At 63.9% G+C, this 20,541-nt stretch carries 17 protein-coding genes; 3 read left to right on the top strand and 14 right to left on the bottom strand.

Going from position 1 to position 20,541, the window contains the following annotated elements:
- Nucleotides 1-9 precede the first annotated feature (9 nt).
- The gene (locus PSEMAI1_RS0107685) at nt 10-600 is read left to right on the top strand and encodes a uracil-DNA glycosylase family protein (protein ID WP_024302315.1); all 591 of its coding nucleotides are present in this window, start codon (nt 10-12) and stop codon (nt 598-600) included.
- A gap of 116 nt (nt 601-716) precedes the next feature.
- On the opposite strand, the gene PSEMAI1_RS0107680 is transcribed toward PSEMAI1_RS0107685, so the two are convergent.
- Nucleotides 717-2,588, bottom strand: a complete 1,872-nt coding sequence (locus PSEMAI1_RS0107680) for a methyl-accepting chemotaxis protein (RefSeq protein WP_198019590.1) — start codon at nt 2,586-2,588, stop codon at nt 717-719.
- 397 nt (nt 2,589-2,985) lie between these two features.
- Here PSEMAI1_RS0107680 and PSEMAI1_RS22475 point away from each other — a divergent pair, with 397 nt between their 5' ends.
- The gene (locus PSEMAI1_RS22475) at nt 2,986-3,108 is read left to right on the top strand and encodes a winged helix-turn-helix domain-containing protein (protein WP_369793185.1); all 123 of its coding nucleotides are present in this window, start codon (nt 2,986-2,988) and stop codon (nt 3,106-3,108) included.
- A gap of 189 nt (nt 3,109-3,297) precedes the next feature.
- On the opposite strand, the gene mmuM is transcribed toward PSEMAI1_RS22475, so the two are convergent.
- From mmuM to PSEMAI1_RS0107640, 7 genes are all read right to left on the bottom strand, one after another.
- On the bottom strand, nt 3,298-4,263 hold the full coding sequence (gene mmuM / locus PSEMAI1_RS0107670; RefSeq protein WP_024302313.1) for a homocysteine S-methyltransferase: 966 nt from the start codon (nt 4,261-4,263) through the stop codon (nt 3,298-3,300).
- Nucleotides 4,264-4,424: 161 nt separating this feature from the next.
- A complete protein-coding gene (locus PSEMAI1_RS0107665; protein WP_024302312.1) occupies nt 4,425-5,750 on the bottom strand; it encodes a sigma-54 dependent transcriptional regulator in 1,326 nt (441 codons plus the stop codon).
- The gene (locus PSEMAI1_RS0107660) at nt 5,743-7,611 is read right to left on the bottom strand and encodes an ATP-binding protein (protein WP_232219861.1); all 1,869 of its coding nucleotides are present in this window, start codon (nt 7,609-7,611) and stop codon (nt 5,743-5,745) included. Before PSEMAI1_RS0107660 ends, PSEMAI1_RS0107665 begins: the two co-directional genes overlap by 8 nt.
- 133 nt (nt 7,612-7,744) lie before the next feature.
- On the bottom strand, nt 7,745-9,046 hold the full coding sequence (locus tag PSEMAI1_RS0107655; RefSeq protein WP_024302310.1) for a dicarboxylate/amino acid:cation symporter: 1,302 nt from the start codon (nt 9,044-9,046) through the stop codon (nt 7,745-7,747).
- Between the two features lie 459 nt (nt 9,047-9,505).
- On the bottom strand, nt 9,506-11,395 hold the full coding sequence (gene speA, locus PSEMAI1_RS0107650; protein ID WP_024302309.1) for an arginine decarboxylase: 1,890 nt from the start codon (nt 11,393-11,395) through the stop codon (nt 9,506-9,508).
- 414 nt (nt 11,396-11,809) lie between these two features.
- Nucleotides 11,810-12,655 (bottom strand): CPBP family intramembrane glutamic endopeptidase, encoded by an 846-nt coding sequence (locus tag PSEMAI1_RS0107645; RefSeq protein WP_029770550.1) that lies wholly within the window; start codon nt 12,653-12,655, stop codon nt 11,810-11,812.
- Nucleotides 12,656-12,719: 64 nt separating this feature from the next.
- Nucleotides 12,720-13,355: a LysE family translocator gene (locus PSEMAI1_RS0107640; protein ID WP_024302307.1), complete on the bottom strand. Its 636-nt coding sequence runs from the start codon at nt 13,353-13,355 to the stop codon at nt 12,720-12,722.
- A 538-nt stretch (nt 13,356-13,893) separates the two neighbouring features.
- Here PSEMAI1_RS0107640 and can point away from each other — a divergent pair.
- Complete coding sequence (can, locus tag PSEMAI1_RS0107630; RefSeq protein ID WP_024302306.1) at nt 13,894-14,541, top strand: carbonate dehydratase; 648 nt, start codon at nt 13,894-13,896, stop codon at nt 14,539-14,541.
- Between the two features lie 61 nt (nt 14,542-14,602).
- On the opposite strand, the gene PSEMAI1_RS0107625 is transcribed toward can, so the two are convergent.
- From PSEMAI1_RS0107625 to PSEMAI1_RS0107600, 6 genes are all read right to left on the bottom strand, one after another.
- Complete coding sequence (locus tag PSEMAI1_RS0107625; protein WP_024302305.1) at nt 14,603-15,199, bottom strand: hypothetical protein; 597 nt, start codon at nt 15,197-15,199, stop codon at nt 14,603-14,605.
- A gap of 156 nt (nt 15,200-15,355) precedes the next feature.
- Nucleotides 15,356-16,243 carry an ABC transporter permease subunit gene (locus tag PSEMAI1_RS0107620; protein WP_024302304.1) on the bottom strand — a complete coding sequence of 296 codons (888 nt, stop codon included), beginning with the start codon at nt 16,241-16,243 and terminating at the stop codon, nt 15,356-15,358.
- Nucleotides 16,236-17,156, bottom strand: coding sequence for an ABC transporter permease subunit (locus PSEMAI1_RS0107615; RefSeq protein WP_024302303.1), 921 nt, complete (start codon nt 17,154-17,156; stop codon nt 16,236-16,238). The genes PSEMAI1_RS0107620 and PSEMAI1_RS0107615 overlap by 8 nt, the downstream gene beginning before the upstream one ends.
- Before the next feature lie 10 nt (nt 17,157-17,166).
- The gene (locus PSEMAI1_RS0107610; protein WP_024302302.1) at nt 17,167-18,312 is read right to left on the bottom strand and encodes an ABC transporter ATP-binding protein; all 1,146 of its coding nucleotides are present in this window, start codon (nt 18,310-18,312) and stop codon (nt 17,167-17,169) included.
- A gap of 694 nt (nt 18,313-19,006) precedes the next feature.
- Nucleotides 19,007-19,252 carry a DUF2274 domain-containing protein gene (locus PSEMAI1_RS0107605; RefSeq protein WP_024302301.1) on the bottom strand — a complete coding sequence of 82 codons (246 nt, stop codon included), beginning with the start codon at nt 19,250-19,252 and terminating at the stop codon, nt 19,007-19,009.
- The gene (locus PSEMAI1_RS0107600) at nt 19,249-20,541 is read right to left on the bottom strand and encodes a TrbI/VirB10 family protein (protein WP_024302300.1); all 1,293 of its coding nucleotides are present in this window, start codon (nt 20,539-20,541) and stop codon (nt 19,249-19,251) included. Before PSEMAI1_RS0107600 ends, PSEMAI1_RS0107605 begins: the two co-directional genes overlap by 4 nt.

Raw genomic sequence — 20,541 nt, 5'->3', positions numbered from 1 at the left:
CAATTGGGCATGACGACTGAGCTCGACGCCCTGCTGGCCGAGGTCCGGGCCTGCCGCCACTGCGAACCCCATCTGCCGCTGGGGCCGCGCCCGGTGCTGCAGGCATCGGCGACGGCGCGCATCCTCCTGGTGGGCCAGGCGCCGGGCGTGCGCGTGCACGAGACCGGCCTGCCGTTCAACGATCCTTCCGGCGACCGCCTGCGGCGCTGGCTCGACATGGACCGCGACACCTTCTACGACCCGGGCCGGCTCGCCATCGTACCGATGGGGTTCTGCTATCCCGGCAAGCAGGGCAGCGGCGACGCCCCGCCGCGCCCGGAGTGCGCCGCGCTGTGGCGCCGGCGCCTGCTCGAGCAGTTGCCCGAGATTCGCCTCACCCTGCTGATCGGCCAGTACGCGCAGGCCTGGCACCTGGGCGCACGGCGCAAGAAGACGCTGACCGATACGGTGAAGGCCTGGCGTGAGTACCATCCGGAGCTGTTCGTCCTACCCCACCCCAGCCCGCGCAATATCCGCTGGTTCGTCGGCAACCCATGGTTCGAGGACGAAGTGGTGCCGGAACTGCGCGCCGCCATCGCCAAGGCGCTGGGCGGGAGCTGACGCGTACGCCTCCCGGCCCACGACGCCACACCCAGCCGGAGCAACGAAAAACGCCCCGGCTTCCATCAGGAAACCAGGGCGTTGCCGTCCAGGCCAGACGCAGTGCTAAGTACGCGTCACAACTTGAACTGCGACACCAGCCCGCGCAGCTCGTCGCCGCGCTGCGCCAGCGTCTGAATGGTCTTCAGCGCATCCTGCAGCGAGGCGTCGGTCTGCTGCGCCATGGCGTTGACGCGCTCGGCGCTGCGCGCCATCTCGTTGGTGGCCACCCCCTGCTCCGAGGTGGACGAGGTGATCTCGCTCATGCGCACCGAGATGTCCTCGGCGTGCCCTTTGATGCGCTCCACCTTGCCGGCGGCCTCACGCGACAGTGCCACGCCGGTGGCGACGCGGGCGTTGGTGGTGTCGGCATGGGCGATGGCCTGGCCGGTCTGCTCCATCACGCGGTCGATCATCTGGGCGATCTGCACGGTGGCGACGGCGGTGCGTTCGGCCAGCTTGCGCACTTCGTCGGCCACCACGGCGAAACCGCGTCCCTGCTCGCCGGCACGCGCCGCCTCGATCGCGGCGTTGAGCGCCAGCAGGTTGGTCTGGTCGGCGATGTCGCGGATCACCGCCACGATGCCCTTGATCTCTTCCGACTGGCCGGACAGGCCGTTCATCACCTGCTGCAGCGACTCCACGGAGTGCACGATGGATTCCACCTCGCGCGCCACTTCGGCCATGCTCTGGTACGAATCGATCGAGTTCTGGCGCGACTCCGACACCAGCGACTCGGTCTCGCCGACGTGGTCGGCGATGTGGTTGATGCTGACGGTGATTTCCTCGATGGTGGCAGCGGTGGACGACAGCTCACCCGACTGCACGCGCGAATCCTCGGCGATCTGCTCGGCCACACGGTTGAGCTGGGCGGCGTCGTCGGCCAGCGCCTGCGATTCGTGGCGCACGGTCAGGAACATCTCGCGCAGCTTGGCCATGAACTGGTTGAACGCCTCGGCGATCTGGCCGACTTCGTCCTGCGACTTCACCGGCAGGCGCAGCGTCAGGTCGCCGTGACCGCTGGCGACGTCACGCATGGCGTCGCGCATCAGCGACAGGCCGGACATCATGCGCGCCACGCCGCCGTACACCACCACCGAGGCGATCACCACGCCCACCACCAGCAGGCCGACCATCAGCAGCAGCAAGTGATCGAGCTCGCTGGTGGCCGCCGCCAGCGGCACCATCACGCCGAGCAGCCAGCCGGTCTTGCCGACCGGGTGCAGCGTGGTCATGTAGGTCTTGCCGTCCAGGCTGATCTGCTGGATCTGGCCATCCTTGCTGATGGCCGACGGGTCGTAGCCCGGCATCACCTCGGTGATCTTCTTCAGGCCGGAATCCGGCGCCGGGTGGGCGATGGTCAGGCCATCCTGGGTCATCAGGAAGGCGTAGCCGTCGCCGGGCAGCTTGGCCGAGACGATTTCGTCCACCACGCGCTGCAGCGTGACGTCGCCGCCCGCCACCGCCACCAGGTTGCCGCCGTCGCGGCGCGCCTTGGCGAAGGTGATGATCGGACGCTTGGTGGCAGCGTCGATGTAAGGCGGTGAGGCGATGGCCTCTTCGGAGGCGGCGGCCGCCTTGTACCACGGGCGGCCGGTCGGGTCGTAGCCCGGCGGCACCGGTGCGGCCTTGCTGAACTGCGTCATGGTCTTGTCCGGCTGACCGACATACATGTCGTCGAATCCGCCGGCATCACGCGCCTGATCGAGCATCGGCTGCAGCTCTCCGCTGCCGAAGCGCGGCAGCACCGAAGCCACCACGGCTTGGCGCGACTGCACCCACTCGGTGACGAAACTGGTCTTGCCGGTGACGGCCTGGTGGATCTCGTTGCGGATCGATTCCAGCAGGCTGTCGCGCATCTTCCAGTAGGCGGCGCCACACAGCAGGGCGGCCAACACCACCACCACCGTGATGACGAAAGCCATCATGCGTGTACGTAAGGATTTCATATTGTGTGTCTCATTGCGGCTATTGTTCTTCACGGCAACGGCGGCGGTGTCACCCCGCCTGGCTCGCTGCCGCACTCCCCTGATTGCTGCATCCGCCCGCTTCGCTTCGGTCTGGCACAGTCGGGCGGACACAGTATACAAAAACCCCTTATAAAATCACGTGTCAGTTAATACAAATTTCATATAACCGCTGTCATTGCACCATGTCGGTGCATTTTCGCGACAGCGACCTGCTGCCACACGGGTTCCGGCCGAGCTTGGCGCCCCATCCCGCCGCGCCGGTACCGAGGTGCACCTGACCCCGGTCGAGTACCGCCTGCTCGCCGCGCTGATCAAGGGCCAGGGCCGCGTGCTGACGCACCGCCAGCTGCTGCTCGATACCTAGGGACCGGACTACGTGGAGCGCCCGCACTACCTGCGCATCTACATGGGCCACCTTCGCCAGAAGCTGGAGGACGACCCGTCTCAGCCCAGGCACCTGCTGACCGAACTGGGCGTGGGCTACCGGCTGCAGACCTGAGCGCCGGCTATCCGACCCGCATGCCCGACAAAAAGCCCAACCAGATCGATTGGGCTTTTTTATTCAGCATAGACGATTGAGTCAATTCAAGCAGAACGAATTAGCCCACCCTCGGCGACCGCACTTACCTGAAAGGTAGAGCTGCGCAGCGCTAGCCATCCGGCCTTGCCTCCGGACAGAACATCCGGCTCATTGCGCAGCAGATGGCCGCGCCCACTCCGCCACGGCACGGATGTCCTGCGGCGTGGTGCGGCAACAGCCGCCGATCAGCCGGGCTCCGGCCTGGTGCCAACCGCGCGCCGCCTCGGCGAAACGGTTGGCGTCGGCGTGGCCGTGCCAGCACTTGTGCTCGGGGTCGTAATGCTCGCCGGAATTGGGATAGACCAGCAGCGGCTTGCGGCTGACGGCCTGCGCCGCCAACACCAGCGACGGGATGTACTCGGGTGCGGTGCAGTTCACCCCCACCGCCACCACCTGCTCCACCTCATTGAGTTCCGCCACCGCGTCGGCCAGCTTCTCGCCCTGGCAGGTATGCTCGCTGTCCTTGCAGCTGAAGCTGATCCAGGCGCGCGCCGTCGGGAACTCCTCGGCCAGCAGCCGCGCCAGCGCACGTGCCTCGACTTGGCACGGGATGGTCTCGCAGGCCAGCAGGTCGGCACCGGCTTCCAGCAGCACCTTGAGGCGCGGGCGATGGAAATCCATCAGCTGCTGCTCGCTGAGGCCGTAGTCGCCGCGATACTCCGAACCATCGGCCAGCATCGCACCGTACGGCCCGACCGAGGCCGCCACCAGCGGGCGTGGACGCCCTGGGCGGTGAGCCGGATCGCTCCAGAAGGCGTCGCGTGCCTCAACCGCCAGCGTGATCGCACGGCGCATCAGGCCGGCCGCCGCTTCGGTGTCGTAGCCGCGCCGGGCGAAACCCTCGAAGGTGGCCTGGTAGCTGGCGGTGGTGGCGACGTCGGCCCCCGCGGCGAAGTAATCCTCGTGCACCTGGCGGATCAGTTCGGGTTGCTCGATCAGCATGCGCGCCGACCACAAGGGGTCGTTGAGGTCGCAGCCGCGCTGCTGCAGTTCGGTGGCCAGAGCGCCGTCCAGGATCAGCACCGGGTAGTCGGCCAGGATGGCGGCGACGGGGTCGTGGCTGGGGGTAGTCATGATGCTCATGCTTGATGGGTATGAGAATGACGCATTATGCGTTCAATGGCCGGCCAGCTCAATTCATCGCTAGAACGCTCATTGGCACGGAGGCTCAGCCGCCACCGGCAAAGAGGAATGGAGGCTGGCCTAAGTCCCGCTTCGGCCAGCCTCGACACGGCTCACAGCCCGTATTTCTTCACCTTGTCGTACAGCGTGGTCTTCGGCATGTTGAGCGCGATACTGGTCTGGCTCAGGTTGCCGTCATGGCGGCGCATCACCTCGGCAATCATCGCCTTCTCGAACGCCTCCACCGCCTCGGCCAGGCTCGGCGGCGGGGTGTCGCCGGCGGCGGCGCCCTTGAACACTGGCAGCCCCAGCGCGAAGCGTTCGGCGACGTTGCGCAGCTCGCGCACGTTGCCTGGCCAGTCGTGCGCCATCAGCCGCGACAGCGTCTGACGGTCGGCCTCGGGCGCCTCGCGGCCGTAGCGCAGCGCCGCCTGCTGCAGGAACGATTCGAACAGCAGCGGGATGTCCTCGCGCCGCTCGCGCAAGGGCGGCAGCTCCAGCGTCACCACGTTGAGACGGTAGTAGAGGTCGGAGCGGAAACGCCCCTGCTGCCCCAACTGCTCGAGGTCTTCCTTGGTGGCGGCGATCAGCCGGCAATCGACGTCGACCAGCTGGTTCGAGCCCAGTCGCTCCAGCTTGTGTTCCTGCAGCACCCGCAAGAGCTTGATCTGCAGGTTGATCGGCATGGTTTCCACTTCGTCGAGGAACAGCGTGCCCTTGTTGGCGTGCTCGATCTTGCCGATGCGGCGCTTGCCGGCGCCGGTGAAGGCGTTGGCCTCATGGCCGAAGATCTCGCTCTCGAACAGGTTCTCCGGCAGGCCGCCGCAGTTGAGCGCGACGAAGTTGTGCGCGTTGCGTCGGCTGTACTCGTGCAGGCAGCTCGCCACCAGCTCCTTGCCGGTGCCGGTCTCGCCGTGGATCAGCACGTTGGCCGACGTGTCGGCCACGTTCATGATCAGCTGGCGCAGCTGCTGGATGGCCGGCGAGCGGCCGATCAGGCGCTGCTCCAACGCGGTACGTCCGTGCAACTGGCGCTGCAACGCCGCCACTTCCAGCGTCAGCCGGCGCTGCTCCAGCGCGCGCCGCGCCACGTCCACCAAGCGCTCCGGCGAGAACGGCTTCTCGACGAAGTCGTAGGCGCCGTCCTTCATCGCCTGCACCGCCAGCGTCACGTCGCCGTGGCCGGTGATCAGCACCACCGGCAGCGCACGATCCTGCTCCTTGAGGCGGCGCATCAGTTCCATGCCGTCCATGCCGGGCAGGCGGATGTCGCTGATGACGATACCGGCGAAATCCGGCCCGATGCGCTTGAGCGCCGCCTCGGCGCTGTCCACGCCGATGACCGGGATGTCTTCCAGCTGCAGCGCCTGCTCGCAGCCCAGGCGCACGGTGGGATCGTCCTCGACGATCAAGACGGATAGCAATTCTTCTTCAGTCATGGTTCTGTTTTACTGCCGCCAGCGGCAGGGTCAGGATGAATTCGGCACCACCGCCGTCCGGGCTCTGCGCGATCAGCGAGCCGCCGACTTCGCTGGCCATGCCGGCCGACAAGGCCAGGCCCAGCCCCAGCCCGCGCCCTTCCGGCTTGGTGGTGAAAAAGGGTTCGAACAGCCGCGAGCGCACCTCCTCCGGCAGCCCCGGCCCGCTGTCGCGCACCGACAGCCGGCAGCTGCCGCCGTCGAGATGCAGTGAGAGCTGCAGTTCACGCCGCGGGCAGGTCTGCATCGCATCGAGGGCGTTGCCGATCAGGTTGACCAGGATCTGTTCGAGGCGGGTCTGGTCGATCAGCACGCGGCAGTCGTCCAGCTCGCGCACTACCTTGACCGGCGGGCTGGCCAGGCGCGGCTGCAGCAGGAACAGTGCCGCGTCCACGGCTTGCAGCACGCTGGCCTCGCCGATCGGCTCGGTCGACTTGCGTGCGAACGAGCGCAGTGACGTGGTGATCTTGCCCATGCGCTCGACCAGCTCGTTGATGGTCTGCAGGTTGGCCGACGCGGTCTCCAGCTTGCCGCGCGCCAAGAATTTCATAGTATTGCCCGACAGCGTGCGCAGCGCGGCCAAGGGCTGGTTGAGCTCGTGCGCGATGCTGGTCGACATCTGCCCGATCACCGCCAGCTTGCCGGCCTGCACCAGCCCGTCCTGTGCCTTGCGCAGCGTGTGCTCGGCCAGCTGGCGCTCGCGGATCTCGGCCTTGAGCCGGTCGTTACTGGCAATCAGATCAGCGGTACGCTCGGCGATCTTGCGCTCCAGCTGGCTGTTGGCACGCTCCAGCGCTTCGCGCGCGGCAAACCGCGCCGCCAGCACCTTGCGCCGCTCGTTCCACGCCACCAGCACGATCACCAGGATGGCGAAGCTCGCCACCGCCAGCGCGGCGTTGCTCAGCGCCGTCTTGCGCACCGTCTTGAGCGGGGTCAGCAGGGTCAGCTTCCACGAGGTGTCCTTCAGAGCGCGTGTCTGCGCCAGGAAGTCGGTCGGGTGCTTGTCGCTCTTGGCGCTGGCACCGGGCATCTGCAGCGACCAGCGTTCCAGCCCGACCCCCAGCGTCTGGCGCTGCGCCACCTGCAACAAGGGCAGCGGAGCCCAGTAATAGCGCAGGCTGCGCGCCAGCTCCTCGCGCCGCGCCGCCGACAGTTGCCCCAGCGTGTGCAGCTTCCACTCCGGCTCCGAGGCCAGGATAATGACGCCGTTCTCGTCGCTGACGAAGGCGTCGGTATCGGCCCACTGCCAGCTCGGCTCGAGCTGGTCAAGCCGCACCTTGACCACCGCCACGCCGATGATCTTGCCGTCCTTCTTCAGCCCCTGCGCCAGGTAGTAGCCGGGCTCGGCGCGCGTGGTGCCGACGCCGTAGGAGCGCCCCTGCCCGCCCTTGAGCGCCTGCTGGAAATAGTCGCGGAACGACAGGTCCTCGCCGACGTAGCTGTCGGCGCGGCGCCAATTGCTCGACGCCAGCACCCGCCCCTCGGTGTTGATCACGTAGATAGTGCTGGTCGAGGTCTGCTGGTTCAACTCTTCCAGATAACGGTTGGCCAAGGCCTGCGGGCCAGGAAACGGATCGGGCGAAGTCAGCACGTTGAGGATGCGCTCCTCCAGCCCGAGGATGTTCGGCACGAAGGTGTATTTGTCGATCTCGCTCTCCAGCCCACGCGCGTGCAGCTCCAGCTGGCGCGTGCCGCTGTCAGCCAGCGCCTCGATGCCGCTGCGCTCGCTCACCCGGTAGGTGGCGTAGCCGGTGGCCAGCATCATCCCGAGCACGACGGCGAGCAGGTAGGGCAGAAAACGTTTGGGAATACGGAAGATCACGATCAGGTCGGTTCAGACGATTCGGCAAATACGGTCATGTATCGTTCTAACACAGAGCCGCCAGCGAGGACAGCCCTGCAAGGAAAACGGCCTCGCGCAGGGAGGCCGTTCGGGGTAACGCTATAGAAGTCGATCAGGCGCGAGCCGGTGCCAGGTCGTCGACCTCGGCATCCGGATCGGTATCGTCGTCTTCCTCTTCGGTCACGGTGGCGCCCAGCGCGCCCTCGGACTTGGCCACCACGCAGGAGGCGATGGCGTTGCCAATCACGTTGGTGGCGGAACGGCCCATGTCGAGGAAGTGGTCGATGCCCAACAGCAGCAGCAGGCCGGCTTCCGGAATGTCGAACTGTGCCAGCGTGGCGGCGATCACCACCAGCGAGGCGCGCGGCACGCCGGCGATACCCTTCGAGGTCACCATCAGGATCAGCATCATGGTGATTTCCTGTGCCAGCGTCAGGTCGATGCCGTAGGCCTGGGCGATGAAGATGGTAGCGAAGGTACAATACATCATCGAACCATCAAGGTTGAACGAGTAGCCCATCGGCAGCACGAAGCTGGCCACCTTGCGCGAGCAGCCGAAGCGCTCCAGGCGCTCCAGCGTCTTCGGGTAGGCCGCTTCGGAGCTGGCGGTCGTGAACGCCAACAGCAGCGGCTCGCGCACCATCTTCATCAGCGTCAGCACGCGACGGCCGAGGAACAGGCTGCCGGCGGCGATCAGCACCAGCCACAGGACGCCGATCGACAGGTAGAACTCGGCCATGAAGGTACCATAGGTACCGAGAATGCCCAGGCCTTCCTTGGCCACCATGGCGGCGATGGCGCCGAACACCGCCAGCGGGGCGAAGTTCATCACGAAGCCGGTCACCTTCAGCATGATATGCGAAAGAGAATCGAGCATATCCACCACCGGCTTGGCTCGCTCGCCAATGGCAGCGCCGGCGCAGCCGAAGAACACCGAGAACACCACGATCTGCAGGATCTCGTTCTTGCTCATCGCCTCGACCACGCTCTTCGGAATGGCGTGGGTGATGAAGTCCTTCAGCGTGATGGCCCCCTTCTCGATGCCGGTAGCCGCGCTCACGTCCGGCAGCGGCAGGCCGATGCCGACACCCGGCTTGAGCAGGTTGACCATGATCAGGCCCAGGCTCAGCGAGATGAACGAGGCTGTCATGAACCAGGCCATGGTCTTGGCGCCGATGCGGCCCACGGTCTTGGCATCCTCCATCTTGGCGATGCCCACCGCCAGGGTGGAGAACACCAGCGGCGCGATGATCATCTTGATCAGACGCAGGAAGATGTCGGTCAGGATCGACACGTTGTCGGCGAACGACTTGATCGCGGCCTCGTCGGCGGCCATTTCACGCCATGCGTAACCGGTCAGAATACCCAGCACCATCGCGGCCAGGATGAAGGTGGTCAGTTTATTAAGTTTCACTAAGTGCCTCTCCAGTGAAGGTCTGCCCCGTGGCCGCCGTGGCGACCCGGGCGATGGAGCCGGTCTTGCCGACCGCCCCGCCTTTGCTCGTCCATCCGGCCGGCGGCCGGGTGAACCATTGGTTGGTCCCTGCCCGTGCGCGGATGCGCCGGGGCTGGAAATCGTCTTGTTGTCGGCCGGCCAGGGCGTGTGGGCGTCGCCCGGACCGGCGGCTCCTTAATTGCACGAAGCGTGCCAGCGCAGACCTCGGAAACGGCACCGCAATACACTGTTTTTGTTGCATTTTTTTTAATGACGGCGAGATGGCGACGGATCGGCGTAATCGCGCCGCTACAGACGTTCGGTTATCCGAACGAGGCATCAAAACGGAGGATGGCGACCGGGTAGCCGCCAAAACGGAAAAAGGCTGACCGAAGACGATGCTTCGGCCAGCCTTTCAGGGAGAGAGAAACGGGACGATCAGACCGACAGGTAGGACGACTGCTTCAGCCCGCGGCAGAACTCGGCGAAGTAGGTATTGCGCTCGTCGGCCGACAGCTTGGCGGCGCGCGCCTTCTCCTCGTAGCGGTTGAGGATCTCCTCCGGCGACAGGTGCACGTAGCGCAGCATGTCCTCGATGGTGTCATGCTCCTCCACGCCGGAGAACTCCAGGCGGCAGCCCTCGCGCACGAACACGTTGACCGAGTCGGTGTCGCCGAACAGGTTATGCATGTCGCCCAGGATTTCCTGGTAGGCGCCGACCATGAAGGCCGCGACCAGATACTCGTCGCCCGGCTTCACCTCATGCACCGCCATCGACGACTCGATGCTCTGCTGGTCGACGTAGTGCTTGATCTTGCCGTCGGAATCGCAGGTCAGGTCCTGCAGCACCGCCCGCCGCGTCGGCTGCTCCTGCAAGCGGTGCACCGGCATGATCGGCAACACCTGGTCGATGGCCCAGGTATCCGGCAGCGACTGGAACACCGAGAAGTTGCAGAAGTACTTGTCGGCCAGCTTGTCGGTCAGCTCGTCGAACACCTGACGCTGCGAGCGCTGGTGGGTCAGCTGCAACTGGCCATGCAGCCGGCGGCACAGCGCGTAGTAGAGCTGCTCGGCGGTCGCCTTGTCCTTCAGACTCAACCGCCCTTCCGCGTACATCTCGGCCACTTCCGCCACATAATGGCTGGCGCGATGATAGGTTTCGGTCACCATCTCCGCGTCGGTCAGCTTGGTCAGTTCATAGAGCTTCTTCAGCGGCGCCGCCAGCGTCTCCACATCGCCCAGCACCGGCACGTTCTCCGGCAGACGCTCGACGTCGGTCACGTTCATGATCAGCACCGCGTGGTGCGCGGTCATGGCGCGCCCGGACTCCGACATGATGCGAGGATGCGGCAGGCCGTTCTCGTCGCAGAACTCGGCCAGCATCGACACGATCACCTCGGCGTACTCGTCCATGTCGTAGTTGATCGAGCTGGCGTTGCGCGAATGGGTGCCGTCGTAATCGACCCCCAGGCCGCCGCCGACGTCGACGTGGTCGAGCGGCAGGCCCAGCGCACGCAACTCGCCGAAGTAGCGGATCGCCTCGCGGAAACCCAGGCGGTAGTCGGCAATGTTGGCGATCTGCGAACCCATGTGGAAATGCAACAGGCGCACGCAATCGGCCATGCCGGCCGCCTCCATCTTGCCGGCCACGTCGATCAGCTGGGACGCCGACAGGCCAAACTTGCCCTTCTCACCCCCGGTATCGGCCCACTGGTTGTCGGAGTTCAGCGACGACAGCCGCACGCGCACGCCGACCAGCGGACGTACGCCGAGCTTCTGCGCCTCCTCGATCACCAGATCGACCTCGACCTCCTTCTCGATCACGATGAACACCTTGTGGCCGAGCTTCTGCCCGATCAGCGCCAGGCGCACGAAATCGCGGTCCTTGTAGCCGTTGCAGGTGATGGTGCAACCCTTGGGCGCCAGCGCCAGCACCGCCATCAGCTCCGGCTTGGAACCGGCTTCCAGGCCAATCGACACATCCGGCGTGGCGATGATGCTCTTGATCACCGCCTCCTGCTGGTTGACCTTGATCGGATAAAGTGCGGTGTACTGGCTACCATAGCCGATCTCGGCGATGGCCTTGTCGAAGGCACCGCACAACCGCGTCACACGGTCTTGCAGGATGTCGGGAAAACGAACCAGCAGCGGCAGATCCAGGCCCTTGTCGGACAGCGCGTGCACCAGTTCGTACAGATCGATTTCGCAATTTTGCTGGCGGGTGTTGGGACGGACCTTGACGTGACCATCATCCCCAACCTCGAAATACCCCGCCCCCCAATGCCGGATGCCGTACAGGCTCCGGCTCTCAGCCACAGACCAAGCCATGAGTTTTTCCTTCAATGATTCGATGGAGAACCCCGCTCCTTAGTGCGCGGCTTTCGGGCTTGCGAGCTTTTATGTGGGCCTGGGATGTCGGAGCGAAACAATCTTTTTGTGCGTTTATGCGTGTTGCTGCATGGCAAAACGAGCGCGGATTTTAGCAACATCACGCTCGAAAACAAGAAGAATTTGCAGTGAAGAACGTCGACGCCAATGCCGTCGCAAACCCCGCGCCGGCACGCCGGGCACAACCTGAACTGTAGTCCCTGTATCACGTGGACCAAAGAAACGCGCCATAGTGCCTTCCGCACTCGATTTTCACCGTCAGAGGGTAGGCCTGTTGGATGTCAGAACGATGAAAGCCGGACGACTTTGCAGCATCCCACCACCCGCCCGTCTCACACGGGAAGCCCGCCGCCCTCACCCTGCCAGCATCGGGTAGGTAAAGAACAGGAAATGCACGACGTTCACGCCGTAGTGGGTCAGTAACGCCGCCTCGATGCGGCGCGTCTTAGCATAGGCCAACCCATACCCCAGCCCGGCGATGGCCGCCAGGAGCACGTAGCGGCTGCCACCGGCAGCATGCACCATGGCAAACAGCACGGCCGACACCACCACCGGCAGCCAGGCCAGACTGCGTCGCCCCCCGACCCAATGCGTCAAACGCTCCTGGATCAGGCCACGAAAAAACGCCTCCTCGGCCACGCAGGTAAACAGCAGGTTGATCGCCAGAAACGCTGGCGCAAAGGAAGGAAACTTGAACTCCGGTTGTACCACCACCATCGCCCACGCCGAACCGATGACGGCGACGGTGGTGCCGATTGCAACCAGCCAGACAGCCCGGACCGCCCGCCCCGCCTCTTGCCACGAGCCGCCGCGCTGGCAATAAAACGCCAGCAAAAACAGCCCGGCCGTCGCCTTGTCGAAGTTGGCGTACAGCGTGAACGGCACCGCATCCGGCGTGATGCGCTGGCCATCCACTACCAGCAGGTTGTTGAAGCCCGGCAGGGCATGCACCGCCAGCAACAAGGCGAGGCCGGACGCCACCAGCGTGGCGAGCCCCCTCAGCCTGCCCGCCTCTAGGCGAACCGACAGCAGGCATGCCAGGGTCAGTGCCGCGAGACTGACCAGAGCAGCCGGAGCCAGCACACCTTCGGCCACAGCGACCACAACTGAGGCGGCGAACAAGACACCCCACAGCGGCAGCCTTAGAGCCGAAGGCCACAGGTGAGCCGGCCACCAGACGGCCAGGATGGCGATGCCCATTATTACGAAAGCCGCTATGACAACCCCTCCGATGGCAGCGAAGAGGTACAACGCACCAGTCCAATCATGGCCGACTAGTGGACGAAACCAGCTTCAGCCCCAAAGCCACCATCACACCCCCTGCGGCTCGATCAATCCAGGCCTTGTAGCGCAAGTAAGCGCTGCGGGGGCCGTGCGAGGAAAGAGCCAAGGCAACCATGGTGTACCACCCGGCCTCAATGACAAAGACGAGGCCCGCGACCCCGAGATTGAAGGCCAGTGATGACGTAGCGGGGAGAAAGGCAGCAAAGACACTTGCATACACGATGGCAGTCTTGGGGTTGCTCACTTGCGTAGCGAATCCCAAAGCAAAGGACTTGGCCGCTGTCGTCGTTTTTGCGTCAGACTCGACGACGCCACTGACGAGCGGCTGTTTCGCCCCCAGCCAGATACGCAGCCCCAAATACGCCAGGTACAAACCGCCGACGACCTTGAGCACCCAATATAGCGATGGCACCGCGAGCAGGAGCCCATGAAGTCCCAGCAAGGCGGCAAGGGCAAAAACCAGACCGCCAGCCCCCATGCCAAGGGCAGCCCCAACGCCATCCGTCCGGGATGAAGAAACAGCCGTTCGCGCGACCATGATGAAACTCGGGCCAGGGCTGGCCGCACCGATCGCAAGGGCCGTTGCAATACCGATTAGAGAGGTCATTTCTTGCATGGAAGTCCTTATGGATTGTTAGGCATTGAGACACTCAAACTGCTGCCGCGTCATTTGCTTTCGTGCTTCATGACGTTCCAGCGTCACCGAGAAGACAGAGTCAAAGACGGTAGGAAGCATGGCTTCTGATCGGTGCGGTGCTGATGGAGCAGAACGAAGAATGGCAGCTGCAGCACCGCGACATGCCGCAGCACACCATGGCGGAGCCTGCAGAGGGCTTGCCTGACAACTCCCAGCTACTGGGCGTGTAACCCAGGAAAATCGGACCGGAGTTCGTCCCTGAAATTTACACCATCTTGACGGACGCTATCCGGCTCCGCGTGGTACGAAACCGAGGGCCGCCGCCGCTACGCACGCAAGAACTACATGGACTTCTTCCACTGAACGCCAAGCCCCGCGACGCAAGGTGCCGGCACGATGGCATTCCGCCGGACTGTCCGACACGGGTAGCCGCTTGGTGAGGCATTGGTTACACTGCCCGGACTTGCCGTCGCCATCCCCGTCCGTCGATCCGATACCCGATATCTTGAGAGAAACCATGGCCCAACCGCTACAACACCTGTTCGAAAACAACCGCCAGTGGGCGGAAAAGATCACCCGCAACGAGCCCGGCTTCTTCGAGAACCTCGCGCGCCAGCAGGCGCCCGAGTACCTGTGGATCGGCTGCGCGGATAGCCGCGTACCGGCGAACGAGCTGATCAACCTGTTACCGGGCGAGGTGTTCGTCCACCGCAACGTCGCGAACCTGATCGTCCATTCCGACCTGAACTGCCTGTCGACGCTGCAGTTCGGCGTCGACGTGCTGAACGTAAAACACGTGATCGTCACCGGCCACTACGGCTGCGGCGGCGTCGCGGCGGCGCTCGAGAACAAACGCGTCGGCCTGGTCGACAACTGGCTGCGCCACATCCACGACATCAAGCAGAAGCACGAAGAACGCCTCGCGGCGCTCGACCCATCCGAACGGCTCGACCGGCTGTGCGAGCTGAACGTGATCGAGCAGGTGCTCAACGCGTGCCAGACCACCGTGGTGCAGGACGCGTGGCAGCGCGGCCAGGAGCTGTCGGTGCACGGCTGGGTGTACCGGCTGACCAACGGCCGGTTGCACGACCTGAACGTGTCGATCAGCAGCACCGAGGAAGCGATCGACCGCTACCGTGACGCGCTGGACGCGCTCAGCCGCTAACAAAACCTCCTTGATGTCGACCACATGAAGCCCCATCTGGTCGGCATGAAGCGAAGTGTCATCAGCCAGAAACTCGGGAAATCGTTGCAGCCACTGTTGCCCGCCGGTTGGGATGCCTGATTGCAGTCAGGCTGGTGCTGAACAACATGTGGAGGTCACTGCTTGCGGTCCCGACGCGGACAATCTCTCCGTCCACATGGCTGAGACGCGCATAGACACCCGCCTTCAGCGCACCGCCATGGGCAATGGTCTGCTGGTACACCGACGTAGCGTAGAAATGGTTCACCTCGAACGGCTTCCCGCCGACGACGATACGATCACCTCCCGAATGTCCGTGTGCGGGCTGCTCGTAGAGAACCGCCACGATTCCTTCGGAAACCTCGTAGTGTCCCTTTTCGTAAGCCTCGGCCAAGTGGTCGATGCGCTGGAACATCTGTGGAAAATTATGCATTACCAGCCACAAGATGGCCCACGCCGTAAGGAACAAGCTCGGAATCAGCCCCCTGCGCGGTCGTGCCTCGGGCTTGCGCCATACATAGACCACGCCGGAGAGGCCGCTAACCAACGCAGCTACGCCGACGAACAATCGGAACAGCTCGTCCGCCAGAAGCCCGTTGCCCCAGCAATTGATCTCGAATACCGTGACGAAGTCCATCATAACCATTCAGTGAGGCGACGCACGCGACTTTGCCGTGGCAGCACGGCAGCGAGAGGCGTGGCGGTCGACCAACAACACCGCGGCCCGCCGGATCAACCCATAAAAAAACGGACAGATCCTCTCGAATCTGTCCGCCTTCATCTTGCCTACTGACAATCAGGACGCCGTCGCCACCGCCCCGCCGGCATCGCCCGGCTTGGCCGGTTCGCGCATGGCCGCTGCCACCGCCTTCATCCGGGTGCGCTGGGCGCTGAGCATCAGGTAGTTGGCAATCAGCACGAAGATGCCCACCAAGAGCACGGTGATCGCCGCCAGCGCGTTGATCTCCGGGTTCAGGCCCAGGCGCACCTTGGAGAAGATCACCATCGGCAGCGTGGTCGAGCCCGGGCCGGACAGGAACGAGGCCGTCACCAGGTCGTCCAGCGACAGCGTGATCGACAGCAGGAAGCCCGAGGCGATGGCCTGGGACACCAGCGGCAGGGTGATCAGGAAGAAGATCTTCAGCGGGCGGGCACCGAGGTCCATCGCGGCTTCCTCCAGGCTCTTGTCGATCTCGATCAGGCGCGAGCGCACCACCACCGCCACGTAGGCCATGCACAGCGTGGTGTGGCCGACCCAGATGGTGAAGAAACCGCGTTCAGACGGCTGGCCGAAGAACTGCTGCATCGAGATGAACAAGAGCAGCATCGACAAGCCGGTGATCACTTCCGGCATCACCATCGGCGCCGTCATCATGCCGGCGAACAGCGTGCTGCCGCGAAAACGCCCGAAGCGCGCCAACACGAAGCCGGCGATGGTGCCCAGCACCACCGCCGCGACAGCCGTCGACAAGGCGATCTTGATCGACAGCGTCACCGCCGAGATGATCTGCTCGTTCTGCACCAGCGAGACGTACCAGCGCGTGGAGAAACCGCCCCACACCGTCACCAGCTTGGAGGCGTTGAACGAGTAGATGATGAGGCTGACGATCGGGATGTAGAGGAACAGGAAACCCAGCAGCAGCACCCCTTTGAGCGACTTGGGAAGCGGATTGCCGTTATACATTTTTCCCCTCCAGCTGACGGGTTTCATAGCGGTGGAACAGCGCGATCGGCACGATCAGGAACAGCACCATGATGGTGGCGACGGCCGAGGCCATCGGCCAGTTGTTGTTGTCGAAGAACTCGTTCCACAGCACCTTGCCGATCATCAGCACGTTCGGCCCGCCCACCAGTTCCGGGATGACGAACTCACCCACTGCCGGGATGAACACCATCATCGAACCGGCGATGATGCCGTTCTTGGACAAAGGCAGGGTGATGGTCCAGAAGGTCTTCATCGGGCGAGCGCCGAGGTCATTGGCGGCTTCCAGCAGGGTCACGTCCATCTTCACCAGGTGCGCGTAGAGCGGCAGGATCATGAACGGCAGGTAGGCGTACACCATCACCAGGTACAGCGAGAACAGGTTGTGGAACATCTGCAATGGCTCGCTGATCAGCCCCAGATCCATCAGCAGGTTGTTGATGATGCCGTTCGGCTGCAACAGCCCCATCCAGGCGTATACCCGCAGCAGGAACGAAGTCCAGAACGGCAGCATCACCAGCATCAGCAGCACGTTGCGCGAGGCCGGGTTGGAGCGGGCGATGGCGTAGGCGATCGGATAGCCGATCAACAGGCACGCCAGCGTGGTGAAGAACGCCACCTCCAACGACGACAGGTAGGTGTCAACGTACAGCTCGTTGGTGAAGATGAACAGGAAATTGGCCAGGTTGAGCGAGACATGCAGCATGCCCGCGTCGCCGTCGTACTGGAGCAACTGCGTGAACGGCGGAATCGCCAGGTCCTGCTCGGCGAAGCTGATCTTGAGCACGATCAGGAACGGCACGAAGAAGAACACCAGCAACCACAGGTAGGGCACCGAGATGACGGAGCCCTTGCCCGGTTTGAACCGGTCGAGAATGGAGCGCAGGATAGCCATCACCCTCCCCTTACATGGTCAGGACGACAGGCAGGTCGGAGCGCCAGCGGATGTTCACGCTCTCGCCCCAGGTCGGTGCCTCTTCGCCGGCCTCGTACCAGCGCGACGACGGCACCACCGACTTGACGATCTTGCCGGAAGGCAGGCGCACGTGATAGATCGAGTAGCTGCCGAGATAGGCGATGTCCTCGATCACGCCGCGCCCCGCGTTCGGTGCCGGGGTGAATTCGCCGCGATCCAGCCGCACGTCCTCGGGACGGATGCTGGCCCACACCTGCATGCCCTTGGGTCCGGTGATGCCGTGGTCGATATGGATGCGCCCACCCAGCTCGGGGGACTCGATCTCGACACAGTGAGGCTCGTCCACCACCACCTGGCCGGCGAAGATATTGGTCTCGCCGATGAATTCGGCGGTGAAGCGGCAGTTCGGGTAATCATAAATTTCGGTCGGGGTGCCCACCTGCAGCAGCCTGCCCTCGCTCATGATGCCGATGCGGCTGGCCATGGTCATCGCTTCTTCCTGGTCGTGCGTCACCATGATGCAGGTCACGCCGACGGTTTCCAGGGTGTTGACCAGCTCCAGCTGGGTCTGCTGGCGCAGCTTCTTGTCCAGCGCGCCCAGGGGTTCGTCCAGCAGCAAGAGCTTGGGGCGTTTGGCGAGGCTCCGCGCCAGCGCCACGCGCTGCTGCTGGCCGCCGGAGAGTTGGTAGGGCTTACGCGAGGCGAACTTGCGCAACTGCACCAGATCGAGCATTTCCAGCACGCGCTCGGCGATCTCCTTCTTCGGCAGTTTGTCCTGCTTCAGGCCGAAAGCGATGTTCTGCTCCACCGTCATGTGCGGGAACAGGGCGTAGTTCTGGAACATCATGTTGATGGGGCGGTCGTACGGCGCGAGGGCGGTGATGTCCTGGCCATCGAGAATGACCTTGCCGGCGGTCGGCTTTTCCATGCCGGCCAGCATGCGCAACAGTGTGGACTTGCCGCAACCCGAACTGCCCAGGAGGGCAAAGATTTCATTCTGGCGGATAGTGAGATCGACATGATCGACGGCGAAGTTGTCGCCGAACTTCTTCACGATCCCGGATATCTGCAGATAGGGCTTTTCTTCAACCTGAGCCCCAGCCGCCGTCTTGAGCTGCGCGACAGCATCCATCATGATGGTCAAACCTCCTCCGGCGCACCCCGGACCACCCCCGGTGTTGCGCCCATTCATCGACTGCACCCCGATCGCAGCGGGGTGCTGGTTCATGTTCCATTACCGGCGTTGGAATAGCCGGTGACCTCTGCCTGATGTCACGCGCCAGTTCACCCCCGACGCGCGCCAACTTAAACCGGGGAAGGATACCAAAACCGCACAAAAAGGGGCTGATTTTAATCCTCCGGAATGGATAAGAAATCGACAAGCGAAAGCCATGCCACCGCGGCCGACCGTATCGAGAAAAGAGTAGTGCCGTTCAATAAAATTGACAATCCAAACACATACGCGCTGTCGGGAAGGAAATGAAAGAGGACGATTTGCCACAAAAGACGGTACCCGATACCGGCAGCGCGGCAATAAAAAATGTCCGCTGTCAAGCCTTTTGTGAAACCGGACAGCAGCGCTAAAGGCTATATGGGGCAATGAGTTAGGCTAGATTCCAGCCGCCGTGCGCACTTGGCGCCCTACGGGCCAAGTGCCACATAGGGGCATCGCGGCAGCAAGCCTGAGAGCACTGCAGCGGGCGGGTCAGTTCATAACCCACTCACTTCTTACCCGCCATCATATGCCCCCTTGCCCCCGTTGGCCCCCCCAAAAGCGAAAGCGCAGCCATCGGCTGCGCTTTCGTGTATGGCAGGCGGATTTCATCCTGCTAGGTTGGTTTCTGCGGCACCAGCTTTGGGGAAGTACCTCTCCTGAATCCTCGATCCCCCGCCATGAACGCCTCCAGCATGTGCGGAATCAGCGTCGCCGCATCGACCGTCTCGCCATACGTCTGCGCATGCAAGGCGGCGTAGCGGTCAAGGTCAGCCTTGAGGCTGGTCGGACACGCGAAGGTCAGCTTGACGCTCTCGGTCTTGGGCAGCGGACCCAGCCGCAGCTTGCGCGTAGTGCTCATCGTGAAGTCCCCCGATTAAAGAACAGCGGCTGATAGGGCCGCAACACCAGATCCCGATTAACGATGATGCGCACCGGCAGGCCCGGCCGCTCCGTCAACGTGGGCTGGATGTTGAGGTTGCGCCGGGTCATCTCTTGGCCGACCTGGTTCACACTGTCCTGCAAGCTATTGCGCCCGGCGTTGATGACGCGATCGCCGTTCTGACGGTTCTCCGGCGCGGCCAGCTCGGCACCGACGCCCAGCAGCGTCGTCAGCGCAGCACCGGCGAAGATGCGATCCCAATGCCAATCAACGCCATCCTCCAGTCCAGAGTTGCCGGCCGGGTCGGCACCAGCCAGGTTGTCCAGCGTCAGCGAAAACGTGTCGGGCAGAATGATTCGGTTCCATACCACCTGTGCCCGGCTTTGCCCGTAGCTCACCTGGCTGTTGTAGCGGCCGAGGATGCGTGAACCCTGTGGGATCAGTACAAACTTACCCGTGGCCGTGTCATAGACCGGCTCTGTCACCGTGGCGATCACGTCGCCCGGCAGATCGGACTTGATGCCCGTAACCAGCGCGCCCGCGATCACCGTCCCTGCCATCACCTGGTACGGCGAAGTTGGCATTTTCAGGTTCCCGGAATTGCGGGTTTCCGTAGTTCCGGCTTTCAGGAACGCCTCTTTCTGGTCCTGCCGGTTCTGCACGGCGGTCGGATCGGCCGGCTGTGCTGCCGTCGAGGCTGGTCCTGCGGCCATCGGATCAAAGCCCGCAAGGCCAGACGCAGGACTGGCTGCAGCCACCTGCGTCGGCGCGGCAGCAGCGCGCTGGTTGCTGGAACGGAAGAATACCGATGCTCCTGCCGCCGCTTCCGCCTCCTTGCGCTGTGCGTCGTGCTCGGCATTCGCCGGAGCGTGGCCAGGCGGCGTGTAGGTGGGTGTTACTGGCTGCTGCGATTTCACGATGGCAGGTCCCAAGTCGCCCGGCAGCGGCGGCCCTAGCTCGGGGACTTGTGGAGGCAAAGCCCGCGGCAGCTTGGAGTAATCGGTCGGAAGCTGGTCAAGTCCTTCCGAGCGCGAAACGCGATCCACGTTGTAAAGCTCGGCCTGTTCGCCTGCACTGCGCTTGCGCGGTTGCAGCGACCACATGGTCGCGCCCAACACGGCTACGGCGAGGCCACCGGCCAGGATCGCCAATGTGCGCCGGTTCAAGCGTGTCACCGGACGCGGCTGGGCTCGCAACGCCACGTTCTCTGGCGCGACCTTTGGGGCGGGGTCGGGAATGGGCATGTCAGGGGTATCGTTCTGGCTCAT

Origin of the sequence: Pseudogulbenkiania sp. MAI-1, assembly GCF_000527175.1 — a bacterium.
In the GTDB taxonomy this organism is placed as follows: Bacteria; Pseudomonadota; Gammaproteobacteria; order Burkholderiales; family Chromobacteriaceae; genus Pseudogulbenkiania.
The sequence above is the reverse complement of the archived record's forward strand: the minus strand, read 5'-3'. Positions and strand labels throughout refer to the sequence as shown.

Excerpts from the sequence above, each read along its gene's own strand:
- PSEMAI1_RS0107615 (WP_024302303.1), bottom strand. The coding sequence starts at position 17,156 with ATGGCTATCCTGCGCTCCATTCTCGACCGGTTCAAACCGGGCAAGGGC.
- PSEMAI1_RS0107600 (WP_024302300.1), bottom strand. The coding sequence starts at position 20,541 with ATGAGCCAGAACGATACCCCTGACATGCCCATTCCCGACCCCGCCCCA.
- can (WP_024302306.1), top strand. The coding sequence starts at position 13,894 with ATGGCCCAACCGCTACAACACCTGTTCGAAAACAACCGCCAGTGGGCG.
- PSEMAI1_RS0107625 (WP_024302305.1), bottom strand. The coding sequence starts at position 15,199 with ATGATGGACTTCGTCACGGTATTCGAGATCAATTGCTGGGGCAACGGG.
- PSEMAI1_RS0107605 (WP_024302301.1), bottom strand. The coding sequence starts at position 19,252 with ATGAGCACTACGCGCAAGCTGCGGCTGGGTCCGCTGCCCAAGACCGAG.
- mmuM (WP_024302313.1), bottom strand. The coding sequence starts at position 4,263 with ATGACTACCCCCAGCCACGACCCCGTCGCCGCCATCCTGGCCGACTAC.
- PSEMAI1_RS0107645 (WP_029770550.1), bottom strand. The coding sequence starts at position 12,655 with ATGGGCATCGCCATCCTGGCCGTCTGGTGGCCGGCTCACCTGTGGCCT.
- PSEMAI1_RS0107610 (WP_024302302.1), bottom strand. The coding sequence starts at position 18,312 with ATGATGGATGCTGTCGCGCAGCTCAAGACGGCGGCTGGGGCTCAGGTT.
- PSEMAI1_RS0107640 (WP_024302307.1), bottom strand. The coding sequence starts at position 13,355 with ATGCAAGAAATGACCTCTCTAATCGGTATTGCAACGGCCCTTGCGATC.
- PSEMAI1_RS0107665 (WP_024302312.1), bottom strand. The coding sequence starts at position 5,750 with ATGACTGAAGAAGAATTGCTATCCGTCTTGATCGTCGAGGACGATCCC.
- PSEMAI1_RS0107620 (WP_024302304.1), bottom strand. The coding sequence starts at position 16,243 with ATGTATAACGGCAATCCGCTTCCCAAGTCGCTCAAAGGGGTGCTGCTG.
- PSEMAI1_RS0107680 (WP_198019590.1), bottom strand. The coding sequence starts at position 2,588 with ATGAAATCCTTACGTACACGCATGATGGCTTTCGTCATCACGGTGGTG.
- PSEMAI1_RS0107685 (WP_024302315.1), top strand. The coding sequence starts at position 10 with ATGACGACTGAGCTCGACGCCCTGCTGGCCGAGGTCCGGGCCTGCCGC.
- speA (WP_024302309.1), bottom strand. The coding sequence starts at position 11,395 with ATGGCTTGGTCTGTGGCTGAGAGCCGGAGCCTGTACGGCATCCGGCAT.